Consider the following 24,857-nt stretch of genomic DNA (forward strand, 5'->3'; position numbering starts at 1 on the left):
AAGTTTAAGGCGAAATTTAAGGTAAGCAACATGAATTCTTTTGATGCACGGAAAATTGTCCGTCCGTTGGTCACACTGGTGATCGCAATACTCGCGATTTTTGTGATTGTTCATTTGTGGAATTACTATAACTCCGCACCGTGGACACGTGATGGGCGAGTTCGTGGTGATGTGATTCAGGTTTCGTCTGATGTGTCGGGTTTGGTGACCGAGGTGCTGGTGCAAGATAACCAGACCGTCAAAAAAGGACAGCCCTTATTCCGAATTGATATCGCACGTCAGCAACTTGATGTCGAACAGGCACGATCTGATCTGGCCAAAGCCAAAGCAGGGCTGGCTCAAGCAGAAGCCAATGCGATTGCAGCCAAAGCCAATCTGGAAAAATCTCGTGCCAATACGCAGTTAGCTGAAAAAAATGCAGAACGTTATTCAAACCTGATGGATGGTGCAATCTCTAAGCAGGAACAAGATCAAATGTATGCGACACGTGATCAATCCAAAGCTGAAGATGCGCAAATGACCGCCTCGATTGAACAGGCACAGGCGACCATTAAACAGCAACATGCGTTAATCGAAGTGTCTCAAAGTGCGCTCAATCTGGCATTGCTGAATTTAAAACGTTCAGAGGTGGTTGCGCCTGCGGATGGTACATTGTCCAACTTCAGCTTGCGTGTTGGTAATTATGTCAAAATTGGTGATGCAGTTGCGGCATTGGTCGATCGTGAGCAGCTTTATGTGGTGGGTTACTTTGAGGAAACCAAACTCAATCATATTCATGTGGGAGATAAAGCCACGATTCAATTGATGGGTGATTCACAAAAAATCCGTGGGCATGTACAAGGGATTGCCAGCGGGATTGAAGATCGCGAACGTTCAAGTAGTTCAACGTTACTCGCCAATGTGAATCCGACCTTTACTTGGGTACGTTTAGCGCAGCGTGTACCCGTTAAGATTGTATTAGATGAAACACCAAAAAATGCGTTGGCATTCGTGGCGGGTCGTACAGCAACAGTACGGATCGAAAATTAAAGTCTACATAAAAATATCGTTGATTTTAAAAATGGCTGATGTTGATCAGCCATTTTTTTAGGGTTGAATTCCATGAGGATGATGATACCAACTCTGAATCAAAAGAGCTGCGGCTAAGCTATCTGCCGAAAGACGCTTCCCACGTCCCTGATCATGATAAGCATCTAATTCATCACGTGCTTCACGTGTGGTTAGACGTTCATCCACCATCCAAGTCTCAATATTGGTTTGATGACGTAAGCGCCGTGCAAATTTACGCGCTCGAGTCGAAAGTTCGGATTCAGAGTCATCCATATTTAATGGTAAGCCGACCAGAAATAGGTTCGGCTGCCATTCTTTGACAATTTTGAGCAATTGATTCCAGTCAGGAATTCCATCTTTCATGGGAAATAAGGCTAATGGATTGGCACTTTCGATCGTAGATTGACCCACAGCCATTCCCATCTTTTGCGTACCAAAGTCAAAGGCCATAATCATTTGCATGCTTGGCGTTTCAGGCATGACCAATCTCGGAAGAAAGCCATGTGCGGTCAACGCCTAGCTTTTTATAGGCAGCGTCCCAACGTGCGTCATAAGGTAAATTAAAGATCAAATCCATATCGGAATCACACACGAGCCAGTCTCCCCGTGAAATTTCATCTTCGAGCTGGTTTTTGCTCCAACTGGCATAGCCCAGTGCGATCTGGTAACGACCAACACCTTCGTTATGTGCAATCGCATCTAAAATATCTTTACTGGTCGTAATACACAGGTTTTCACCGACCGCGATTGAGGAATGCCACGTTGGCTGTCCAGTATGTAACACAAATCCAGCTTCTGGGCGTAATGGCCCGCCCTGTAGCACTTCATGAGGTTGCACATGGTCAGCATCAATATCCAGATCATTGAGTAATTCTTTGACTTGAATCCCAGACGGGCGATTGATAATTAAACCCTGTGCGCCCTCTTCATCGTGACGTGCTAAATAAATTACGGTATTCGCAAAAAAATCATCGGCCATTTCTGGAGGAGCAATCAGACAACGGTGTGTCAAATATTGTTTGGTCACCTAAGCGGTTCTCCTTAAAACGTGGTCGCTTTTGTATTGATATAGGATGTTCTTATCAACATACAAGAGTAAATGGATTTCGCCAATCACTTTTCAGTGATTTATTGCAGAAAAATAATTGGCGATCAAGACAGGAGGCTGGCTTTGAAAGGATTTAACTGTGTTGAAATTTGAGCTGGCGTAATTGTTTGGCATGTTGTAGGGTCGTCTCATTAATTTCAACCCCGCCTGACATTCGGGCAAGCTCAAGCACCCGTTGAGGTTCATCAAGCTCAATAATGGTACTGCTGGCCGGATCAGTCTGCTGTTTTTTGACCAGTAAATGTTGATCAGACTGCGCCGCAACCTGAGGCTGATGGGTAATACACAGCAATTGCACGTGCTGCGCCAGATCTGCCAGTAAGCGACCCACGACTTCGGCTGTACCGCCACTGATCCCGACATCAATTTCATCAAACACCAGCGTTTCTGCTTCGGTTTTTTCAGCGTTCATCACCTGCATGACCAGCGCGATACGCGATAATTCACCCCCCGAAGCAACGCGCGCCAAAGGCTGTGGTGGCATCCCCTTATTCGCAGTAAATAAAAGCTGAATAAAGCTTAGACCTTCAGCATTCGGTTGTTCCAGTGCTTCAAACTTAAACTCAAAATGGGCTTCGGGCAGCGCTAGAGGTTTGACTTGTTCAGTCAGTTGTTTGGCCAGTGGAATCGCAGCATCGCGGCGAATTTGATCCAGATGTTGGGCTTTTTCTAAAAAGCCCTGATGTGCAATTTCGACTTGTTCGGCCAGCGTTTCTGGATCTTCAAGCTGATGCAGCTTTTCTAGCTCAAGTTGCCAGTGTTCATATTCCTGTTTGAGTTCTTCAGGTTGAAGACGATATTTACGAGCCAGACGATGAAACACTTCCAAAGTTGTATTTAATTCTTCCATTCGTTCAGGATCAAAACTTTGACGATCCATAAATTGACGTAGATTGGCGGTTGCATCGTCCAACTCACTTTGCGCATTGACGATCGAATTATAAATCTCAGAAAGCTGCTCGCTACGACCCGAATGCGTTTCAATGCGTCTTAAAATAGACGCCAGTTCCTGATTAATACTTGGTTCAGCTTCATCTAGCGCATTTAAACTATACGCACAGTCCTGCATGATATGTTCATGATGACTGAGTCGATCGAACTCCTGTTCAATTTCTTGATAATCCGTTTGAACAATCTCTTCGATTTCTTCTAGTTGTAGTTGCAGTGTTTGAATGCGCTGCTGACGAGTTGCCTGAGCATCTAGTGCTGATTGATGTTGGCGAATTGTGGCTTGCCAATTTTGATAAGCCTCTTTGACCTCTTGTGCAGGCTGATAAAAATTACGATAACGATCTAGCCAATGCTTAGGGTAGGGTGGTTCAAGCAACTGTTGCTGACTATGTTGGCTATACAACTGTACCAGCAAACGGCCAATTTCCTTAAGTTCGGATAGGCTGCTTGGACGACCATTAATCCATGCTTTGCTACGGCCTGTGGCAAAAATGACACGGCGTAAGTGAATTTCACCCGTATCCTCATCCATCTCATGTTCTTTGAGCCATTGTGATTCTGGACTTTGTGGTTGATAGCTAAAGCTTGCCGTAATATCGGCTTTTTCCGCGCCATAACGCACATAGTTGGTATCTGTACGTTCACCTAAGCAGGCAGACAGTGCGTCGAGTAGCAAGGATTTACCTGCACCAGTTTCACCTGTTAAGACATTAAATCCCTGTTCAATATCGAGTACAAGATGATCAGCAAGTGCAAAGTTAATCAGAGTTAAATGAGTCAGCATACACGCGTCCAGAGCGTCAGTCTTTTTTGTTTAAGATAGAGAAGTTTTATCGTTGCCACAAGCTATGAACTGAATAAAAGCCATCAGTAAATCTTATGCTTGATGCAGTGTAGCAAGATTTAGACTGAATAGAAATGCCGTGTAAATTCAGTTCATATATGACAAAATTGTCATGAGAATGTCTTGTTTTCAAAGTAAAATAATCAAAACAAATTTAGATGTCAGCTTTATTAGATCTCTTGCATAAATTCTTTATTTTTCTCTATATATGATGCAAAAATAGAAAGGGTTTAAACAAGTATGAAAGAAGTCTATTGAATGATGAACAGAACACAATAAGCAACTGACTTCATGTATGGATATAGAATAAATAAAAAAATGAGACAGGTATAAAATTTGCTTGGATAGCAGACTCTAGATAAAAGAGATTGATTAGTTATTTGCCCAGAATTAAACTACGTCAGTCATCACCCCTAATACAAATGCGGCGAAATTGGAGAGTTACGCATGAGTTCAGCTCAGTTTGATCATGTAACGGTAGTAAAAAAATCAAATGTTTATTTTGGCGGTTTGTGCATTAGCCATACGGTTCAATTTGAAGATGGAACAAAAAAGACACTTGGCGTAATTTTGCCAAGTGAACAGGCCTTGACCTTTGAAACGCATGTGCCTGAACGTATGGAAATTATTTCGGGTGAATGCCGTGTTAAAATTGCCGACAGTACAGAAAGCGAATTATTTCGTGCAGGGCAGTCATTTTATGTCCCAGGCAATAGCTTATTTAAAATTGAGACAGATGATGTGCTCGATTACGTTTGCCATTTAGAAGGTTAACCTGTTTGCCTGAAAATCGGTTAAACTAGCCGCATAGATGAGTAAATCAAGAAATCCTGTGAAGTTGGCTTTACGGGATTTTTATTTTGAGTTAAATAAAGTTGAGATAGAGGTCAGGCATGGCAAAACCAGAATATTATTATGGCGTACATTCGGTTGAATCATTGCTTGAGCTTGAGCCTGAGCGTGTTTTGACGTTATTTACCTTAAAAGGGCGGGATGACCAACGCTTACAGAAGATTCTGGAGCTGGCTGAGCCTTTTGGGATTAGTGTGCAAAAAGCCAGTCGTGACAGTTTAGAAAAATTGGCAGGCATGCCGTTTCATCAAGGCGTGGTGGCAGCCGTCCGTCCACATCCCACCTTAAATGAAAAAGATCTGGATCAGCTCTTACAAGCTACGCCTGATGCATTACTTTTAGCATTAGATCAAGTCACAGATCCACATAATTTAGGTGCCTGTATTCGTACTGCCGCAGCAATGGGTGTACAAGCTGTTGTGGTTCCGCGTGACCGCTCCGCTGGTTTAACGCCAACCGCACGTAAAGTTGCGGCAGGTGGTGCAGAAAAGGTCAAATTTATCCAGGTGACCAATCTGGCACGAACATTAGCGCATGTCAAAGAACAGTTCTTTCTGCGCGTCATTGGGACTATGCTGGATGAAAAAGCGCTGCCGATCCAGAAGTGTGATTTAACAGGGGGAGTGGTGATTGTGATGGGTGCAGAAGATACAGGACTGCGTCCAATTACTCAGTCACAATGTGATCAAACCGTTTATATTCCAATGAGCGGCAACCTGCAAAGTTTAAATGTGAGTGTCGCAACAGGTATGGCGCTCTATGAAGCAAGTCGCCAACGTCATCCTGCATAAAATCATTTTAAGCTGATCTGATGTTTTAAAGAAAAACGCTATGTCTCCGCGAGCCCAAGGCTATGTTTTTATTGCCATTACAATGTGCATCTGGGGCGGTTTTACTATTTTTTCCCGTTTAAATGCACATTGGCATATCAGTGCATGGGATATTACCGCACTGCGCTTTGCCATTGCATTTGTAATTTTAATGCCGATTTTAATTTATAAAAAAGATTTGGCTTTTTTATGCACAAAGCAGTCGGTGATTTTGGCTTTAATTGGTGGAGTGGGTTATTGCCTTACGGCGTATAGCGCCTTTCTTTACGCCCCTGCGGCGCATGCAGCAATCTTTTTAAATGGCTGTATTCCTTTGTGTACTGCGCTTGCAGCTTATTTACTATTCAAACAACCTTTTGATCGGCACACATGGTGGAGTGTCGGGATTATGTTAGCTGCAATTGCACTGATGAGCTATTTGATGTCACGGGATCAACAGTCTCATTTTGGTCTAGGCGATATTTTATTTGTGATGAGTGCAATCTGGTGGGGTATTTTTACTGTTTTATTGAAACAGTGGAAGCTTTCTGCATGGCATTCGATGGCGAGCGTCGCGATTTGGTCAGCCATTATTTATTTACCGATTTACCTACTATTTCTTCCTAAACATTATCATGAGGTTGAGCCATTACATTTAGCGATTCAAGGTTTATTCCATGGGGTTTTTGTGGTGATTGTTGCCACCATTACCTATGTCGCGGCAATTGAGCGTTTAGGTGCATTTAAAACAGGCAGCATCGTTACACTCGCACCTTTTATTGCCGCAGTGATTGCTGTGCCATTATTGGGTGAACCTTTAAGTCTTGCGATTGTATGTGGTCTTGTTGGGATGGGAATCGGTGCTTTACAACCGTGGCGTTGGCGTTTTAAAGATACATTGAAGGTACAACTGCAACGCCAAAAGGATCAGGAACGTTCTAAATAATTCTGATGTAGTTTTTCAAGCTGTTGATATAAATGATCCAGATGTCCATCATTGATCACGATATCATCTGCGATCTTGCGCTTTTGCTCACGTGGCATTTGTGCTGCAATAATTTTTTTAATCTGTTCTGAATCTTGAACATCACGTTGACTGGCTCGTTCGATCTGAATAGCTTCACTGGCATCGATCAGCAAAGTACGATCAGTGAGTTGATGTTGATCTGTTTCAAACAATAATGGTGAAACCAAGATCACATAAGGGCTGGTCGCATTCTGTAATTGCTGAACAATAGATTGGCGAATAGCAGGGTGAGTAATCTGTTCTAATTGATGGCGTGCAGAAGGATTCTGAAAAATATGCTCTCTTAACGCTCGGCGATTTAGACTACCATTAGGACTGAGTACCCAATCACCAAAGCTGTCATGAATTTTCTTTAGTACGGGTTGCCCAATTTCAACCACTTCTCTGGCGACCACATCGGCATCCACCACAGTAATCCCTTGAGTTTCAAACCATTGACTGGCAGCGGACTTGCCACTACCAATGCCACCTGTTAAACCAAGTATGAAACTCATCATTAGCCTCCCAGATAAACTTTCATAATTTGCTCACCCCATAAAAAGGCGATCCATCCAGCAATGGCGATATAAGGGCCAAAGGCAATTGGCTGATTTTCTTTACGAATTTTGAGTAAAATAATCCCTATAATCGCACCGACCAGTGAAGAAAGTAGCACAATCAGTGGAAGCATCAAAGGTCCCATCCATGCGCCGAGAGCAGCAAGTAACTTAAAATCGCCATAGCCCATCCCTTCTTTACCTGTGATGATTTTAAATAAATAATAGACAATCCACAGGCATAAAAAACCAATCAGATAGCCCCAAATCGAGGCGGTTGGTGAGACATAAAGACTATAGCTATTAACCCCTAGACCTAATGCTGCTAGCGGCAGAGTAAAACGATCGGGCAACAGTTGAGTATCAAAATCAATAAACGTGAGGGCAATAAGCGCCCAAGTTAAAACCAGACCAAACAGCATTTGAAAGCTCGGGCCAAAGACAGCCACGATCATCAGTGAACATAGCATCGTGAGCAGTTCAACCAAAGGATAACGGATGCTAATCGGATTTTGACAATGGCTACATCTACCTTTTAAAAATAGCCAACTGAGCAATGGAATATTTTGATACCAACGAATACGGCTATGGCATTTGGGGCAGGTTGAAGGTGGTGAACTTAATGTCAGTTTATCTTGATCAATGATCGCTTGATCAGGATGTAATAACATTTGACACTCAGTGTGCCAGTCCTGTTCCATCATTTTTGGCGTGCGGTAAATCACAACATTTAAAAAACTACCAATGCACAAGCTAAAAATCCCAACTGCAAGATAAAGCGCAGTTGGGGTTTGGATAAAATAATTAAGAATTTCGGACATTAAACCACTGAACCCATCTGGAAAATTGGAAGATACATGGCGATGACCAGACCGCCGACTAGTACGCCGAGAATTGCCATGATCAAAGGTTCCATCATGGAGGTTAGTCCGTCTACAGCATTGTCGACTTCATTTTCATAATGCGTGGCAACTTTGTCGAGCATGGCATCCAATGCACCAGACTCTTCACCAATAGCCACCATTTGAACAGCCATTGAAGGAAATAAGTTGGATGTTTTCATGGCAAATTGTAGTTGTTGTCCAGTGGCAACATCTTCACGAATCTTCATAACAGCATCTTCATAAATCACATTATTGGTGGCACCAGCGGTTGATTTTAGAGCATCAATTAAAGGTACACCGGCGGCAAAAGTCGTTGCTAGGGTGCGGCTATAACGTGCAATAATTGATTTATAGATTAAATCACCAAAAATTGGCAGTTTTAATGCCATTCTATCTAAGGCGTTACGAAATTTTTTACTTCGTTTCTTTGTTTCTAAAAATACAGCAATGACGACACCAATTCCTATAATCATAATGAACCAGTAGGATTGCATCCATTTTGACATATTCACCACCATCTGGGTAAAAGCAGGAAGTTCTGCGCCAAATGAGCTAAATAAATCCTGAAAGACGGGGACGACTTTTACCATCAAAATAATCGTGACAATCACTGCAACAACAATGACAGTAATCGGGTATTTCATGGCTTTTTTGATTTTTTGTTTTAAAAGCTCACTTTTTTCCTTGTAGATCGCGACACGATCTAGCATGGTTTCAAGCGCACCAGATATTTCACCAGATTCCACTAAGGAACAAAATAATGAATCAAAATATTGGGGATATTTGCGTAAAGCATCTGCAAAAGTACTTCCTCCTTCAACTTCACGTTTTAGGTTAATTACTACTTCTCGCATCGCTGGGTTTTCTAAGCCTTCAGCAACAATTTCAAAACTTAGAATTAAAGGAACACCTGCTTTCATCATGGTCGCAAGTTGTCGCGTGAAAATCGTAATATCTAATGTAGTGACTTTTTTCTTAAATAGCCCTTCTAAAATATTCTTACGTTTTTGGCGAATTGTCTTAATGGTGATACCTTGCTTACGCAAAGTTACTTTTGCGAGGGCTATATTTCTTGCGGATAATTCTCCTACAATTTTTCCTCCCTTTCGATCAACCCCTTCATAAGCAAAAGTTGGCATCATTTGTGTTTTTTGAATTGCCATAGTTTTATCCTTAATTTTTAAAGTCTCATATTATTCACTGGTGACACGATTGACTTCCTGTAAAGAAGTAATCCCTTGCATCACCTTTTTAAGACCTGAGCGACGAAGATTATTAAACCCCAGTTTTTCCGATGCATCTGCAATTTGTATTGCATTTCCATCTTCCATAATAATTCTCGAAATTTCAGGTGTGACTTTCATGACTTCGTAAATCCCGACACGACCTTTGTAGCCTTCACGGCATTCTGAACATCCCACAGGTTGGTAAATACGGAGTTTAGGGTGAGATAGATCCTCCTCTGTAAACCCCATCTCGATCAAACTATTTCTGGGGATCTGAATTGGCTCTTTACATTTACTACAAAGACGTCGGGCCAATCGTTGAGCAATTACTAAGTTCACGGACGTTGCAAGATTAAATGAAGGCACGCCCATATTGCGTAAACGTGTTAATGTTTCTGGCGCACTGTTAGTATGCAGCGTAGACATGACCATGTGACCTGTTTGCGCAGCCTTGATGGCGATTTCTGCTGTTTCCAGATCACGAATCTCACCCACCATGATAATGTCAGGATCCTGACGTAAAAAAGACTTTAGCGCAGCGGCAAAGGTTAAGCCCACCTTGGGGTTAACATTCACCTGATTAACACCTTCAAGGTTAATTTCCACAGGATCTTCTGCTGTGGAAATATTTGAACTCTCAGTATTAAGAATATTGAGGCCTGTGTATAACGAAACTGTTTTACCAGAACCCGTTGGTCCTGTAATTAGCAACATACCTTGTGGCTTGTTTAGTGCTTCTAAAAATAATGCTTTTTGATCTTCCTCGTAGCCAAGCGCATCAATACCCAATGTTGCGCTAGAAGCATCCAGAATACGTAGCACTAATTTTTCACCATATAATGTAGGCAGTGAGCTGACACGAAAATCGATAGATTTAAATTGTGAGACTGGTAATTTTATACGACCATCTTGTGGAGAGCGCCGTTCTGAGATATCCATCTTCGCCATAATTTTTAGGCGAACAGTTAGTCTCGGTGCGAGTACTAATGGTGGGAATGAAATTGCATGTAAAACACCATCGATACGATATCTAACGCGATAGATTTTGGCATAAGGTTCAAAATGAAGGTCGGATGCCCGCATTTTAATTGCATCATAAAGCATTTTATTTAAATATTTAACAACAATAGTGTCGTCTTTCTCATGGTCTGCATTTATATCAAAGCTAAACTCACTTAAGATGTCTTCAGTATTTTCATTATCTTCATTATGTAAACTATTCAGAAATTCAAGCTGGGCGTTTGTACCATAAACCTCTTCAAGTGCGCGTTCCAATTTGTCATGTTCAACGATCACAAGTTCTAGTTTTTTCTTACTATTAAAGCGAATTGTATCTAAATCTTGAGTAAGAGAGGGGTCTACAACAGCAATATATAAGGTGTGGTCTTTTACGCTTAGAGGTAAAATTTTATGCTTTGTGATTAATTTTTCATCGATAATGCCATGAGGAATCAAAGAGAGATTAAATGTATTAAGATCAAATAGGGGTTCTTCATATTCAATAGAAATAGCTTCAGCAATAATTGATGGCTTTATATCAAAGGCCTCTACAAGATACTGAACAATAAATTTGTTATTTTTATTTATTTCATAAAACATCCGATGGATCTGTTCTTTTGTCAGAAATCCAGTCGCAACTAAGCGATCCAGGTAAGTTGGATATTTTGACTTTAGCTCATCATCTGCCATCAGCTGGACCCCAAAAATTACAAATGTATAAGAATTTTTTAAAAAAGTTTATTGTGAAATTATACGTATACTATCTTGATTAAACAATCTTCAACACTTAAATCGGATTAGGCTTCATCATTCTTTTATAGGCATCTTTTGTTTAACAATTATCAGAATGGACTATTTTTTTTAAGTAGTTGGGATTAGTGAAGAAATATTTGAATATTTTTTTAAATATAATTTTTTCCAATTGTATTTTAATTACCTTAAACGCTTTATACAAGCAATCTAAAATTCACTAAAAGAAAACATTCTAAGTTTGTCTAAAATACGTGTAGAATATGCAGCATTTTCGATAAAAGGGTAGCAGTATGTCGGGTTCGACAATTATTCCTTGGGTGGTTGGCAATTGGAAAATGAACCCAATACAATCTGATGCCACACAACTCATTCAACAACTTATCAATTTATTGGCACAATCTCCAATAGAGGCAAATGCCTGCCACATTGGAGTTGCACCTACATCGATCGCATTGGATCGTACCTTTCAAGCTTTAAATGCAGCGCCACGCGCCATTTATACTGTCGCACAGGATATTTCCCGTTTTGCAGGAATGGGAGCTTATACGGGTGAAGTCAGTGCTGAACTTTTAGTTGATAGCCAAATTCAATACGTCTTGATTGGTCACTCTGAACGTCGTGACCTGTTGGGTGATTCAGTTGAAATTTTAAAAGCCAAACTCCACAATGCACTTCAGGCAGGTATGACTGTCATTTACTGTGTGGGTGAAAGCCTTGAACAGCGTGAACAAGGCTTGGCAGAACAAGTGGTTTTACAGCAAATTTGTGATATCGCCAGTGTTGTAAATGCTGAACAATGGTTAAAACAAATCGTGATTGCTTACGAGCCAATTTGGGCAATCGGTACGGGTAAAACTGCTTCACCGCAAGATGCACAAGCGATGCATGCCAAAATTCGTGAAGGTTTATCTCAGATTACCGCACATGGTGCACAGATTGCCTTGTTATATGGTGGTAGTGTTAAACCTGAGAATGCGGTAGAGTTGGCAGCTTGCCCAGATATTAATGGTGCATTGGTTGGCGGTGCATCGCTTAATGCCCAATCGTTTTATCAAATTGCTCAGGCATTTGCCCAATCAAAACAATAGGAGTTCAGCATGCATACGTTTGTGCTGGTGGTACACATTATTCTCGCCATTCTGATTATTGCACTGGTGTTGGTTCAGCATGGTAAAGGTGCAGATGCAGGTGCCTCATTTGGCGGTGGTGGTGCGGCAACAGTATTTGGTGCTTCAGGCTCGGGTAACTTTCTGACGCGTTTAACGGCTATCTGTACGGCTTTGTTTTTTATTACCAGTTTGACTCTTGCGGTTTTTGCCAAGAAACAAACCACAGAAGCCTATAGCTTACAATCTGTACAAACTGCACCAGTTCAGCAACCAACTTCGCCTGAAACTTCACCAACTGCACCTAAAACGAGTCAATAATTCAAATTAACGCTTTCTTTTTACGATTGAAGCGAATAGAATGCCTCCCACAAGCTGCGGTGGTGGTGGAATTGGTAGACACGCTACCTTGAGGTGGTAGTGCCTTCGGGCGTGGGGGTTCAAGTCCCCCCTTCCGCACCAACTTGATCCAGAAAGAAAGTTGGTGTCGCAGTGATGTTGATGCGGGATGGAGCAGTCTGGTAGCTCGTCGGGCTCATAACCCGAAGGTCGTTGGTTCAAATCCAGCTCCCGCTACCACTTTTTTAAAGTGTATTGAAACTTGTTAAATTTAGCTTCATTACATCTTTAAATGACTAAGGGCAACAACTTAGTCAGCAATTATTGAAATTGACTTTTTCTAATAATTGTATATAATGTTTGCACGTTGATGCGGGATGGAGCAGTCTGGTAGCTCGTCGGGCTCATAACCCGAAGGTCGTTGGTTCAAATCCAGCTCCCGCTACCAAGTTTCTAAGAGGGCTCACAAATAGGTGGGCCTTTTTGCACAGTGAGCTATAGTTTTCTGTGTAAAATATAGGGGCGATTTAACGCCCTTTTTTATTGGCTATCGTGTAGCGGTGACACAAGACATAAGATGTCGTAAAGGTGAAATAGTCATGCTTCACTATAGATTAGTCTGAATTGGCTATGTGCCAATTGAACCGCGCGAGAATGACGAGAGTAAATGAAGCTATCAAATAAAACTCAAGCACTGCATGATTTAATTGCACCCGCAGTGCAAGCCTGCAATGTTGATCTATGGGGAATTGAATTTATTCCTCAAGGGAAGCGTTCCTTACTGCGTATCTATATCGATAAAGCGATCGATGATAATGCTGAACCAGTCATCAATGAAGAGGGTGAACTGGAACAGGGCCGTGGAATTGGTGTACAAGACTGTGTGCTGGTCACCCAACAAGTCGGCGCAATGTTAGATGTTCATGATCCAATTTCTGGTGAATATGCACTTGAAGTATCATCTCCAGGTTGGGATCGTCCGTTTTTTCAGCTTGAACAAATGCCTGCATATCTTGGGCAGCAAGTTGCATTACGACTGATTACTGCGGTTGAAAATCGTCGTAAGTTCCAGGCAAAATTGCTCAGCGTTGATCTTGAAAATGAAGTCATTCAAGTGGAAGTTGAAGGCAACCATGTGCTTGAAATTGATAGTCATAATATTGATAAAGCAAATTTGATCTATCAGGACTAAATTCATTTAAATTTATAAGAATCTGTAGGTGACTTATGAGCCGTGAAATTCTTACCGTTGTTGAAACGGTTAGTAATGAAAAAGGTGTTAGTCGTGAAGCGATCTTCGAAGCATTAGAACAGGCACTGGTTGCTGCAACGAAGAAGAAATTTTACGAAGGCACACACTCTGAAGAAGCACAGTTACGTGTTGAAATTGACCGTAAGACTGGCGATTATCGTACTTTCCGTCAATGGGAAGTCGTTGCTGATGAAGATCATGAAATGCCAGCCTGTCAGGATGCGATTTCTGATGTAGATCCTGCACAATGGTCCATTGGCGATATTCGTGAACTTGAGGTTGAATCGATCGAGTTTGGTCGTATCGCAGCGCAGATTGCCAAGCAAGTCATTGTCCAGAAAATTCGTGAAGCTGAACGTGCTTTGGTGGCAGATGCCTATGAAGCCAAAGTCGGTGAATTGATCTATGGCGAAGTGAAAAAGCAAACCAAAGACGGTTTTATCATTGATTTGGGTGATAATGCAGAAGCGTATTTGGCACGTGAAGAAATGATTCCTAAAGAATTACTTCGTCCTAAACAGCGTATGAATGCGATTTTATATAATGTCAACCGTGAAGGTCGTGGTGCGCAATTATTGTTATCACGCGCTAAGCCTGAAATGCTGATTGCTTTGATGAAAAAGGAAATTCCAGAAATTTCTGAAGAAATCATCGAAATTAAGGCAGCAGCGCGTCAGCCAGGTGTGCGTGCTAAAATTGCTGTAAAAACCAATGATCACCGTATTGATCCAGTCGGTGCTTGTATTGGTATGCGTGGTACGCGTATTCAGGCAGTGCAGTCGGAACTCAATGGTGAGCGCATCGATGTTGTGGTGTGGTCGGATGATCCGGCGCAATATATTGCCAGTGCTTTAGAGCCTGCTGATGTATCAGGAATTGTACTGGATGAAGATGCGCGTAGTGCTGATATCATTTTTGCAACCAATGATCAATTGGCGCGTGCGATTGGTTCTCAAGGACAAAACGTACGTTTGGCATCTGAATTGACGGGTTATAAACTCGACATGATGCTTGAAGATGAATACCGTGCACGTCAGCAAAATGAAGCACAGCAATATCTGGATATGTTTGTAGAACGTCTGGATATTGAAGAAGATTTGGCAATGGCATTGGTTGAAATGGGCTTCACTTCACTTGAAGAAATTGCCTATGTACCAGCTGAAACTTTTGACGAAATTGAACTTGATGCAGATTTGGTTGAGTTATTACAAAGTCGTGCAAAAGAAGCTGCATTAACAGATGCATTAAAACAGCAAGAAAATATTCAGGAACCAAGTGCAGAACTTCTGGAAATGGAAGGAATGACCCAGGAGCTTGCTTATGCCCTTGCAGCGCGTGGTGTGATTACAGTCGATGATTTGGCCGATCAGGCAACCGACGATATCTCTGATATTGAAGGGCTTGGTGATGAAAAAGCGGGTCAGCTCATTATGAAAGCACGCGAATCATGGTTTAACTAAGGAGTAGCGTATGACAGACAAAACGATTCAAGACTTGGCTCAAACAGTTGGTCGTCCTGTCGACAAGCTTCTAGAACAGGTTCGTGAAGCAGGTCTACCACAGCGTAACGCAAATGACACTATTACCACTGAGCAACAAGATACGCTTGTGAACCATTTGAAAAAGGTACACGGTCAGGATGCCAGTGGCGCAGGAAAAATCACGTTGAAACGTAAAACAACCAGTACAGCGAAAGTCGCGAGTACTTCAGGTAAGGCAAAAACGATTAACGTAGAAGTTCGTAAGAAACATACGTTTACCAAGCCTAACCCTGAACAGATTGCAGCAGAAGCGAAAGCGCGTGTTGATGCGGAAGCGAAAGTGCGTACTGATGAAAAAGTAAGCCAGCAAACTGCGCAGCAGCCTCAAGTAAAAGCTGAAAACAAAGCGCAAGCCACATTGGATGCAATGCGCGCTGCTCAGAAGAAAGAAACAGTTAAAGCGGAAACTTCGACCACAGAAGTTGTGGTGAAGCGTCGTTCAACCAATAAGCCGATTAAGCCGATTGTTGTGAAACCAACAGAAACGCCTGAACAGAAAAAAGCGCGTGAAGCTGAATCTGCGAAGTTGAAAGCAACGGAAGAAGCCGTTCGTCGTAAAGCAGCTGAAGAAGCGCAACAGCGTACACTTGAGCAAATGCGTCAAATGGCATCGAAATATTCAAATGATGATGCAACGACGACCATTCGTGTGATTGATGATTCACCTTTGGCTGCTGGACTTGTCGGTCAAGCATACGAAGATTCTTTCAATAAAGAAGACCGTGAAATCAAACGTGGTGGTGCTACTGCAAATCCACGTGCGGGTAAAAAAGGCGGTCGTGGTGGTGATGCACAAGCTGAACAAAGTTTTAGCAAAAGCCATCATAAACGTGGCTTAAAAACCAGTCAGGCGAATAAACACGGTTTTGAAAAACCTGTTAAAAAGCAAATTTATGATGTTGAGATTGGTGAAAAAATCGTTGTTGCTGATTTAGCACAAAAGATGGCGATTAAAGTCCGCGAAGTGATCAAGACGCTCATGAAAATGGGTGAGCTTGTGACTCAAAACCAAGCGATTGATCAAGATACTGCGGTACTCGTGGTCGAGGAAATGGGACATAACCCTGTTTTGGTTTCTGATACACAAGCCGAAGATAACTTACTTGTCGCTGCTGAAGAAGCACGTGGTGAGCAAACCACTCGTCCTCCAGTCGTCACAATCATGGGTCACGTTGACCATGGTAAGACGTCATTACTGGATCGTATCCGTCGCTCTAAAGTAGCAGCAGGCGAAGCGGGTGGTATTACTCAGCATATTGGTGCATATCACGTTGAGACCGATAAAGGAATTATTACTTTCCTTGATACACCAGGACACGCAGCATTTACTGCGATGCGTTCACGTGGTGCTAAAGCGACAGATATCGTGGTATTGGTGGTTGCGGCGGATGATGGTGTGATGCCACAAACAGCAGAAGCCATTGACCATGCACGCGCTGCGGGAACACCGATTATTGTTGCCATTAACAAGATGGATAAAGAATCAGCAGATCCAGATCGCGTGTTAAATGAATTAACCACCAAGCAGATCGTACCTGAACAATGGGGCGGTGATGTTCCAGTCGCGATGGTTTCGGCACACTCGGGTCAAGGCATTGATGAATTACTTGACTTAATCTTGATTCAAGCTGAATTGATGGAATTGAAAGCATCAAGCGAAGGTGCTGCTCAGGGTGTCGTGATCGAAGCACGTGTTGACAAAGGTCGCGGTGCAGTGACTTCGATTCTGGTACAAAACGGTACATTGAATATTGGTGATCTTGTTCTTGCAGGTTCATCTTATGGTCGTGTACGTGCCATGTCGGATGAAAATGGTCAACCAATTAAATCGGCAGGGCCATCCATTCCAGTCGAAATTTTAGGTTTACCTGATGCGCCAATGGCAGGTGACGAAGTTCTTGTTGTCAATGACGAGAAAAAAGCACGTGAAGTGGCAGATGCTCGTGCAGACCGTGAGCGTCAAAAACGGATTGATCGTCAAAGTGCGATGCGTCTTGAAAATATCATGGCCTCTATGGGCAAAAAAGATGTACCAGCAGTCAATGTCATCTTAAAAGCAGATGTTCGCGGTACGTTAGAAGCCTTGACCGTTGCTTTGGATGAGCTTTCAACTGAAGAAGTGAAAGTACGTGTGATTAGTTCAGGTGTCGGTGCAATCACTGAATCTGATGTCACACTGGCTGAATCATCAGAAGCAGTATTACTCGGATTTAACGTCCGTGCTGATACGACTGCGCGTCAAAAGAGCGATCAGGATGGTATCGACATTCGTTACTACAGCATCATTTATGAATTGATTGATGATGTGAAGAATGCGATGAGCGGTAAGCTTGCTCCTGAACATCGTGAAACGATTCTGGGTGTGGCTCAGGTTCGTGAAGTGTTCCGTTCTAGTAAGTTCGGTGCCGCTGCGGGTTGTATGGTGATGGAAGGTGTCATTCACCGTAACAAACCAATCCGTGTCCTTCGTGATGACGTGGTGGTCTTCCAGGGTGAGCTTGAATCGTTACGTCGCTATAAAGATGTAGTAGATGAAGTTCGCGCAGGCATGGAATGTGGTCTTGCGGTTAAAGGTTATAATGACATCAAACCACTCGATAAGATCGAAGTGTATGATGTTCAAATGGTGAAACGGAGTCTTTAATGGCGGGTGGACAACGCTTGAAACGCATGGCGGATTCGGTACAACGTGAGTTGTCAGAGTTAATCCGTCAAGAGTTGAAAGATCCGCGTCTGGGTGGTCTGGTGACCATCTCAGGCGTTAAGGTGAGTCCAGATTTGGGATACGCAGATGTTTATGTCACTGTGATGGGACGTGAACTGGCAGATGACCAAAATGAAATCGCTCATCAGGAAACGCTAGATATTTTAAATAAAGCGTCTGGATTTTTGCGTCAGGAGTTAAGTCGTCGTATTAAAACGCGTATTACACCGCGTTTGCGTTTTCATTATGACAAGACCAATGCCTATGGCAACTATATGTTTGGTCTGATTGAAAAAGCAGTACAGGATTTGCCTGAGCATAAAAAAGAAGATGATTCAGAGCAGTAAATCTGAATACATAAAAATGCCACCTTCGGGTGGCATTTTTATGATCTTAAATTTCACTCTTTCGGTGGCTCTGAATTAGAGTCCAGCGTGCTATTTCTTCTACGATTTAAAAAAGAATAACGATCCCACGGTAAAGGACGATTGAGGGCTTCGGGGACTTCACCACTCATGGAACGTAAACGTAAATGCAATGCAGCTTGTGCCATCAAATTTGCTGAAACTGGTGCAGTGATAAACGCCAGCAAGGTAATTAACAATTCTGAAAAACCAAACCGCCCATGAAATGCTGAATAAATAATGGAGGCCAACAAGAAGCTACCCAAACCGAGTGTACTGGATTTCGTCGGCGCATGTAGGCGCATAAATAAGTCTGGAAGTCGAATCATACCGATGCCACCGACTAACATGAAGAATGCACCGACCAACAGAAAGAATGAAACTAGAATTTCCATAATCAATTGCATGAGCATCTCCTTAATCGATCACATGACCCGTAGTGAAATAACGTGCCAACGCTGCGGTGGATACAAAACCGAGCATGGCGATCAAAAGCGCCCCTTCAAATAAATTGGTACTGGTCCAGTAAATCCCCAAAACGACGACCAAACAGGTCGCATTGAGAAATAGAGTATCTAAGGCCAGCAATCGATCTACAATTGATGGGCCGATTACAAGTCGAATCAGACAGAGAAACATTGAAATGGTAATGGCGACCATACAAATGCCCAAAGCGTAAGGTAAGATGATCATGCTTCTCCTCCTTTATCAGCTTTTACATCAAAAATAGCCATCAATGGCGCTTCATAACGAGACTTGATGTCCTGAATATCCATTTCTTCATTATCAGTACTGAGTGAATGAACCAAAATATCGCCACGTTCCTGATCGATGCCCGCAGACACTGTACCGGGTGTGGTGGTAATAATCATCGCCAAGATACTATTGACCTGTTCATGTTGGGTTTCCAAAGGTACACGATACCATTTAGGGTGTAACCGATCTGTAGGCCCGAGTACCAATTTGGCGACACGAATATTGGAAACAACAATATCCCAAAGCACCACAAAAAACAGATGAATCGCTTGTCTCCAGTGAATGTGCGGGGTACGGGTAATAAAGGGCTGTACCAAACGTGGAATCAGAATTGCCAGAATAACGGCAATCAGAATGTTGTCAGCTGAAACGCTATGTGCCAGCATGATCCAGCTCAAACCCACAATGACAGAAACCAACGGATGAGGAAACCAGCGTTCCAGTAAAGCACTCTTTTTTTTCATTTTTTAAGGCTCCATCGGTTTGAGTTGGCTTTCATTTGGTACGATATCTTGATCCTTTTGTTCTTGCTCAATTTGACGTTTCTTATATTCTGAAATGTGCTCGCCTTCTAGCGTATCATCAGATATGACATCAGGGATATAATGCGCATATGGATCAATCGTTTCACCGCCGTATTTAGTTTCAGGCACATAGCTTGGATCATAAGGTTGCACACTAATCACCTGCCCAAAACGATCTTTGCTCAAAATAGAATTTGTATAAAGGGCATGATCCTGAATTTGTGCGGCTGTACTTAAGCTATAAGAATAGATCGAAGGTGCACAAATAACATAAATTATTAAGCCTGTTAGGAGTGCATAAATAGTCAAATCGTTACGGGCAGGGGCATGATCAGGTAATTTTTGATAGGCAATAAAAGCAGGTTCTTTTTCATTCTCCTCTGGTGCAGTTGAGCGCCAGAATAAAACAAAACCAACGCGGGTTAAGGCTATAATACTCAGCAAACTGACAATCAGAATAATCGCAATCATCCATGCCTGATAAGATTGATCATGGGTCGCTTGTAAAATAAAAACTTTACCGAGAAAACCACTAAAGGGAGGTAAACCTGCCATCATCATGGCAATAATAAAATAAACCATCGCTACAGTTTTGCCCTGTTTCATTCTTGGCGCAACTTTGAGATGATCCTTGAAACTGCCACGTTGTGAGGTGATCCAGCCACAGAGTAGATAAAACGCAGCGGCTATCAGGGTGCTATGGACTAAATAATATAATGCGGCGGCCCATGCTTGGGTATTGAACATGGAAATTGCAATGATGATTGTCCCGATGGATGACAGCACCATAAAACCGACGAAGCGGCGTAAACGATCTGCCCCAATTGCCCCAATCACGCCATATAACGAAGTGACTAAGCCAATGATCAACAGCCAATGTTTTAAAATATTCTGCGCCAATACATCATCAAAGACGGTGCCATTTACCCTTAAGATCGCGTAAATACCGACTTTGGTCATGATGGTAAAAATAGCAGCAACAGGTGTGGTAGCAACAGCATAGGTTTTGGGTAACCATAAACCCACAGGCAAGATTGCAGCTTTGATGCCGAAGACTACAAATAACAACATCCCACCTGCAATCGCGAGTTTGTGTTGGTCAGGCTCAAGTGTCGGCAATAGGCGTGATACATCAGCCATGTTGAGACTACCCACACTGCCATAAATCATACCCAGACCGATCAAAAAAATCGCTGAAGCCAGTAAATTGATAGTGACGTAATGAATGCCGAGTTGGAAACGCGCTTTACCTTGTGTATGTAGTAGCAACACATAGGAAGCCATCAATAACACTTCAAAGAATACAAATAGGTTAAATAAATCACCAGTTAAAAAGGCACCGCAGATTCCCATGAGTAGAAAATGAAACATGGCATGGAAATAACGACCGCGGGTATCCCATTCCTTGCTCGCAAACCAGAGTACAGGAACGGCCAGTACATAGGTTAAGAGCAGCATAAAAGCAGAAAGTTGATCGAGTACTAATACAATGCCAAACGGCGCAGACCATTCACCCAGTTGATAAACCGTAATTTGACCTGTATGGGCAATAAAAAAATAACTGATTGCGGTGGCAAGACCCAATAAAACAGAAATGAGACTGATGGCTCTGCGCCACGGTTGTCGACGATCAGTTTCTAAAGCACCATAACCGGGATTGCCTAAAATGATGAGAATAAAAGCAGTAAACGCAGGAATCAGAATACTAAAAATAGGTGCGTGCATGTTCCAGAAATTGATAAAGTCAATCATCAAGGTTCATCCTCACGCGGGTCATAGTTTAGGGCTGGGTCTTCTTTGGAATCCACATGATCTGTACCTGATTCATAACGACTACGAATTGCAAGCTGTACGATAAATGCTGTTGTGGCGAAACCAATGACAATCGCTGTTAAGACTAAAGCTTGTGGCAAAGGATCGGTCGTTTTAACCGTTTCGGTCAAAATCGCAGGTGCATTCATCTGAATGCGTCCCATTGCAAATAAAAACAGATTGACTGCATAGCCAATCATGGCAAGCCCCAGTACCACGGGAAAAGTTCTGGCACGTAAAATTAAATAGATTCCCGACGCAACAAGTAGGCCAATCGCGGAAGCAAGTAGGAACTCCAGACTAATCATGACGTATCTCCTTCACGTGGAACAGGGCCAGACATGGATGAATGACGTGAATCACCAAGTACCGAAATTAACAGCATGGTTGCACCTACCACCGTGACATACACCCCGACATCAAACAGTGCTGCTGAGGCAAGATGTGCTTTTCCTATCACTGGAATATCGACATAGATGTGTGCACTGGTTAAGAAAGGACGTGACCAATACCACGCAGCCATGCCTGACAGACCTGCAATGAGCAAACCAATCCCAATCCAGAGCTCATATAAACGTCCTGACTTGGCTTTTAGCATCTGTTCAGCTTGATCTTGACCTTGTGCAATATACTGAATAATCAGTGCCATCGAGGTTACTAGACCTGCGATAAAGCCACCACCCGGATAATTATGTCCGCGCAAGAAAATATACAGACTGACTACTAAGGCAATTGGCAACACCCATGAGGCTGTGGTTCGTAACATTAAGGGTGATGGATTAAAACGATAGGTGAGACCTTGCGTCACACTGGTACCATGAATCCGCATACCATCCATGAGACATAGCGCACCAATAGCCGCAATCCCCAAAACGGTAATTTCCCCAAAAGTATCAAAACCACGAAAATCGACCAGAATCACATTCACTACATTGGAGCCGCCGCCTAAAGGTAGCGATTGCTGCATAAAGAACCATGACAAAGAGTTGTGATCACGAGTCAATATTAACCACGCAATCCAGCCAATACCTAAACCACCGATAATGGCAATCATCGCATCACGCCAACGTCTGGAGCGTCTGGATTCATAGGGGGTGAGTTGTGGCAGTAAAGATAAACTCATCAGCAATAAAACAGTGGTCACAACATCGACGGTAATTTGCGTCAACGCCAAATCAGGTGCAGAGAATCCAATAAAGATCATGGTCACGACTAGGCCAATTGCACCGCTAATCAACACGGCTTTAATTCGCTCATGATGAAACCAGAGCATCATCCAGCAGGCTGAGAATAAAATCAGCCATAACACAATGGCGATCATCGGCGCATGAGTCAGTTCACGTGATCCTGTGCTCAAACCTTGATTAAATAAAGGAATTGAGACTATAGCGATGCTGAACAGTACGATTAAGAATAAATAAAGTTGTAAAGAACCTGTTTCAGTACTGCGTTTAATTTTACGGCTGCCCAACAACAAATATTTTAAAAATTTATCAAATAAAATTCTGCCCTGAAAATTCCCCAAATAAGGGTCAAGATCGATATGGCGAATACGTCCATCTTTCGCGAGAGCGAAATAGAAAACTGTGCCACCGATTAAGGCAATCAGACTCATGATGAGAGGTAAATTGAAACCATGCCAAATCGCCAGATGTACGCCTGCAAACTCAGGCATGGCCAGACTGGCACGGGTTGCACCATTGACTATATTTTCAACCAGTAAGGCAGGAATAATGCCCACTAAAATACAAAGTATGGCGAGTAACGTTGCAGGAAGACGCATTCCCCAAGCGGGTTCGTGCGCATCCTTGTTGGGAACTTTCTTACCGACGGGACCATCGAAAAATACGCCATGCACCATGCGTAATGAATAACTAACTGCAAAAATGCCTGCCAGTGTGGCCACAATCGTCGAGAAAATTAATGCACTACCATTCAGGCTTGAAACTAATTCTGTGAAGAACATTTCTTTGGAAATAAAGCCATTGGTCAACGGAACACCCGCCATCGATGCCGCCGTAATCATGGTCAGAGTGGCAGTAAAAGGCAGTAGTTGCCAAATGCCACTGAGTTTGCGTAAATCTCGGGTTCCTGTTTCATGATCAACAATGCCTGCAATCATAAACAGCGCCGCTTTAAATGTGGCATGGTTAATAATATGGAAAACAGCTGCGGCAACAGCAAGGGGAGAGCCAATCCCCAATAGGCATACGATTAAACCAAGATGGCTAATGGTCGAATACGCCAATAAGCCTTTGAGGTCTTCTTTGAAAATGGCGAAAAAAGCCGCCATACAAAGCGTAAATAAACCGACAAAAGTGACAATATTGTGATAAAGCGCGGCACCAATGAAAATTGGAGCAAGACGAGCGAGTAAAAAAATCCCTGCTTTGACCATGGTGGCGGAATGCAAATAAGCCGATACAGGCGTTGGCGCTGCCATGGCATTGGGAAGCCAAAAATGAAAAGGAAACTGTGCACTTTTGGTAAATGCACCCAGTAAAATTAAAAGTAGTGCAGGAACAAATAAGGCATGAGACTGGATCATCTCTTTCATATTGACCAGTTGATCAATCTGATAGGTTCCAGTAATTTGCCCAATCAAAATAAAACCACCTAGCATGGCTAGACCGCCCATGCCTGTAATGGTCAGTGCCATTCGAGAACCACGTTGTGCGGCCTCGTAATGGCTCCAATAGCCCACCAGTAAAAAAGATGAAATACTGGTTAATTCCCAAAACACCAAGAGCAAGATTAAATTATTGGAGAGTGAAATTCCGAGCATGGCTGTCATGAAAACCATGAGCAGCATATAGAGTTTGGCAAGAGAGTTACGAGGGCTTAAATAATAATAAGCATAAATATAAATGAGGGTGCCAATGCCTGTAATCAGTAGGCTAAACAAGAGTCCAAGTGCATCCAGACGAAAGCTTAAATTCAGTCCAAGCTGTGGTAACCAGTCCCAGCTTTGTAAAATGGCCGCACCAGCAAAAATCTGTTTTGCCTCAGTCAGCAATAACCCAAAACAGGTCAAGCTGACTGCAATTGCCCCTAAAGCCGTTGCTTCCCGCGAAAAACGCTGTAGCAATGCAACAAGGGTGGTGCCTAATATTAACGGTAGCAAGATAATAATCGGTAGCACACTCGTATCCATGTGGTGATTTAGGTCGGAACCTAAGCGTGAATCTTATTTTTCAGGATGTAAAGGAACTCAAAGAGAATTCCAAAAGTTTGACACCTGAAAACCATAAATGTAGGTAAAAAGAAAAAACAAGTTGTATTGCGCGACTTGCAAGAAACAAAAAATACGTGTGAAAAAGTATACAGCGCTAACCCTGCATCTGTTAACTGTTTTTACACTAAAATAACAAAATATCAAT

The 24,857-nt window shown here is 42.6% G+C and carries 23 protein-coding genes and 3 tRNA genes; 13 read left to right on the forward strand and 13 right to left on the reverse strand.

Going from position 1 to position 24,857, the window contains the following annotated elements:
• Window positions 1-30: 30 nt before the first annotated feature.
• Window positions 31-1,029: an HlyD family secretion protein gene (locus tag J500_RS03400; RefSeq protein WP_004991688.1), complete on the forward strand. Its 999-nt coding sequence runs from the start codon at window positions 31-33 to the stop codon at window positions 1,027-1,029.
• A gap of 57 nt (window positions 1,030-1,086) precedes the next feature.
• Here the strand turns inward: J500_RS03400 and ruvX are convergent, their stop codons facing one another.
• The 3 genes from ruvX to recN all read right to left on the reverse strand — a co-directional run bounded on the left by ruvX (window position 1,087) and on the right by recN (window position 3,893).
• Entirely contained in the window at window positions 1,087-1,530 is a 444-nt protein-coding gene (gene ruvX / locus J500_RS03405) for a Holliday junction resolvase RuvX (RefSeq protein ID WP_004994274.1), read from the reverse strand.
• The gene (locus tag J500_RS03410) at window positions 1,523-2,077 is read right to left on the reverse strand and encodes a YqgE/AlgH family protein (protein WP_004991685.1); all 555 of its coding nucleotides are present in this window, start codon (window positions 2,075-2,077) and stop codon (window positions 1,523-1,525) included. Before J500_RS03410 ends, ruvX begins: the two co-directional genes overlap by 8 nt.
• Window positions 2,078-2,231: 154 nt before the next feature.
• On the reverse strand, window positions 2,232-3,893 hold the full coding sequence (gene recN, locus J500_RS03415; RefSeq protein WP_004994272.1) for a DNA repair protein RecN: 1,662 nt from the start codon (window positions 3,891-3,893) through the stop codon (window positions 2,232-2,234).
• 507 nt (window positions 3,894-4,400) lie between these two features.
• On the opposite strand from recN, the gene J500_RS03420 reads away from it, so the two are divergent.
• From J500_RS03420 to J500_RS03430, 3 genes are all read left to right on the forward strand, one after another.
• Window positions 4,401-4,727: a pyrimidine/purine nucleoside phosphorylase gene (locus J500_RS03420; protein WP_004991681.1), complete on the forward strand. Its 327-nt coding sequence runs from the start codon at window positions 4,401-4,403 to the stop codon at window positions 4,725-4,727.
• Window positions 4,728-4,846: 119 nt separating this feature from the next.
• Entirely contained in the window at window positions 4,847-5,596 is a 750-nt protein-coding gene (rlmB, locus tag J500_RS03425) for a 23S rRNA (guanosine(2251)-2'-O)-methyltransferase RlmB (protein WP_004994270.1), read from the forward strand.
• Between the two features lie 40 nt (window positions 5,597-5,636).
• Window positions 5,637-6,560 (forward strand): DMT family transporter, encoded by a 924-nt coding sequence (locus J500_RS03430; protein WP_004994268.1) that lies wholly within the window; start codon window positions 5,637-5,639, stop codon window positions 6,558-6,560.
• On the opposite strand, the gene coaE is transcribed toward J500_RS03430, so the two are convergent.
• From coaE to pilB, 4 genes are read right to left on the reverse strand one after another with little or no spacing between them, the layout of a single operon-like run.
• On the reverse strand, window positions 6,542-7,135 hold the full coding sequence (coaE, locus tag J500_RS03435) for a dephospho-CoA kinase (protein ID WP_004994266.1): 594 nt from the start codon (window positions 7,133-7,135) through the stop codon (window positions 6,542-6,544). The genes J500_RS03430 and coaE overlap by 19 nt on opposite strands.
• Window positions 7,136-7,137: 2 nt before the next feature.
• Window positions 7,138-7,998, reverse strand: coding sequence for a prepilin peptidase (locus J500_RS17825; RefSeq protein WP_004994264.1), 861 nt, complete (start codon window positions 7,996-7,998; stop codon window positions 7,138-7,140).
• The gene (locus tag J500_RS03445; RefSeq protein WP_004994255.1) at window positions 7,998-9,224 is read right to left on the reverse strand and encodes a type II secretion system F family protein; all 1,227 of its coding nucleotides are present in this window, start codon (window positions 9,222-9,224) and stop codon (window positions 7,998-8,000) included. The genes J500_RS17825 and J500_RS03445 overlap by 1 nt, the downstream gene beginning before the upstream one ends.
• 30 nt (window positions 9,225-9,254) lie before the next feature.
• The gene (pilB, locus tag J500_RS03450; protein WP_004994254.1) at window positions 9,255-10,976 is read right to left on the reverse strand and encodes a type IV-A pilus assembly ATPase PilB; all 1,722 of its coding nucleotides are present in this window, start codon (window positions 10,974-10,976) and stop codon (window positions 9,255-9,257) included.
• Window positions 10,977-11,329: 353 nt separating this feature from the next.
• Here pilB and tpiA point away from each other — a divergent pair, with 353 nt between their 5' ends.
• The 9 genes from tpiA to J500_RS03495 all read left to right on the forward strand — a co-directional run bounded on the left by tpiA (window position 11,330) and on the right by J500_RS03495 (window position 18,328).
• Entirely contained in the window at window positions 11,330-12,127 is a 798-nt protein-coding gene (gene tpiA, locus J500_RS03455) for a triose-phosphate isomerase (protein WP_004994252.1), read from the forward strand.
• A 9-nt stretch (window positions 12,128-12,136) separates the two neighbouring features.
• A complete protein-coding gene (secG, locus tag J500_RS03460) occupies window positions 12,137-12,466 on the forward strand; it encodes a preprotein translocase subunit SecG (RefSeq protein WP_004991669.1) in 330 nt (109 codons plus the stop codon).
• Between the two features lie 56 nt (window positions 12,467-12,522).
• Window positions 12,523-12,607: transfer RNA gene (locus J500_RS03465), tRNA-Leu, on the forward strand.
• Between the two features lie 40 nt (window positions 12,608-12,647).
• Window positions 12,648-12,724: transfer RNA gene (locus tag J500_RS03470), tRNA-Met, on the forward strand.
• Window positions 12,725-12,855: 131 nt separating this feature from the next.
• Window positions 12,856-12,932: transfer RNA gene (locus tag J500_RS03475), tRNA-Met, on the forward strand.
• Window positions 12,933-13,151: 219 nt separating this feature from the next.
• Complete coding sequence (gene rimP, locus J500_RS03480; protein WP_004991666.1) at window positions 13,152-13,676, forward strand: ribosome maturation factor RimP; 525 nt, start codon at window positions 13,152-13,154, stop codon at window positions 13,674-13,676.
• Window positions 13,677-13,711: 35 nt separating this feature from the next.
• Window positions 13,712-15,196 carry a transcription termination factor NusA gene (nusA, locus tag J500_RS03485; protein WP_004994250.1) on the forward strand — a complete coding sequence of 495 codons (1,485 nt, stop codon included), beginning with the start codon at window positions 13,712-13,714 and terminating at the stop codon, window positions 15,194-15,196.
• 10 nt (window positions 15,197-15,206) lie between these two features.
• Entirely contained in the window at window positions 15,207-17,921 is a 2,715-nt protein-coding gene (gene infB / locus J500_RS03490) for a translation initiation factor IF-2 (RefSeq protein ID WP_004994248.1), read from the forward strand.
• The gene (locus J500_RS03495; RefSeq protein ID WP_004991652.1) at window positions 17,921-18,328 is read left to right on the forward strand and encodes a ribosome-binding factor A; all 408 of its coding nucleotides are present in this window, start codon (window positions 17,921-17,923) and stop codon (window positions 18,326-18,328) included. Before infB ends, J500_RS03495 begins: the two co-directional genes overlap by 1 nt.
• Window positions 18,329-18,381: 53 nt before the next feature.
• On the opposite strand, the gene J500_RS03500 is transcribed toward J500_RS03495, so the two are convergent.
• Genes J500_RS03500 through J500_RS03525 form a run of 6 tightly spaced genes read right to left on the reverse strand, consistent with a single transcriptional unit; the run spans window position 18,382 to window position 24,631 of the window.
• On the reverse strand, window positions 18,382-18,792 hold the full coding sequence (locus J500_RS03500; RefSeq protein ID WP_004994242.1) for a Na+/H+ antiporter subunit G: 411 nt from the start codon (window positions 18,790-18,792) through the stop codon (window positions 18,382-18,384).
• Between the two features lie 10 nt (window positions 18,793-18,802).
• Entirely contained in the window at window positions 18,803-19,078 is a 276-nt protein-coding gene (locus J500_RS03505; protein ID WP_004991646.1) for a monovalent cation/H+ antiporter subunit F, read from the reverse strand.
• Window positions 19,075-19,605 carry a Na+/H+ antiporter subunit E gene (locus J500_RS03510; RefSeq protein WP_004991643.1) on the reverse strand — a complete coding sequence of 177 codons (531 nt, stop codon included), beginning with the start codon at window positions 19,603-19,605 and terminating at the stop codon, window positions 19,075-19,077. The genes J500_RS03505 and J500_RS03510 overlap by 4 nt, the downstream gene beginning before the upstream one ends.
• Before the next feature lie 3 nt (window positions 19,606-19,608).
• Window positions 19,609-21,417 (reverse strand): monovalent cation/H+ antiporter subunit D, encoded by a 1,809-nt coding sequence (locus J500_RS03515; protein ID WP_004994239.1) that lies wholly within the window; start codon window positions 21,415-21,417, stop codon window positions 19,609-19,611.
• Window positions 21,417-21,785, reverse strand: coding sequence for a Na+/H+ antiporter subunit C (locus tag J500_RS03520; protein WP_004991641.1), 369 nt, complete (start codon window positions 21,783-21,785; stop codon window positions 21,417-21,419). The genes J500_RS03515 and J500_RS03520 overlap by 1 nt, the downstream gene beginning before the upstream one ends.
• The gene (locus J500_RS03525; RefSeq protein WP_004994236.1) at window positions 21,782-24,631 is read right to left on the reverse strand and encodes a monovalent cation/H+ antiporter subunit A; all 2,850 of its coding nucleotides are present in this window, start codon (window positions 24,629-24,631) and stop codon (window positions 21,782-21,784) included. Before J500_RS03525 ends, J500_RS03520 begins: the two co-directional genes overlap by 4 nt.
• Window positions 24,632-24,857 lie beyond the last annotated feature (226 nt).

This window comes from Acinetobacter sp. 479375 (assembly GCF_000581715.1).
Lineage (GTDB): Bacteria > Pseudomonadota > Gammaproteobacteria > Pseudomonadales > Moraxellaceae > Acinetobacter > Acinetobacter ursingii.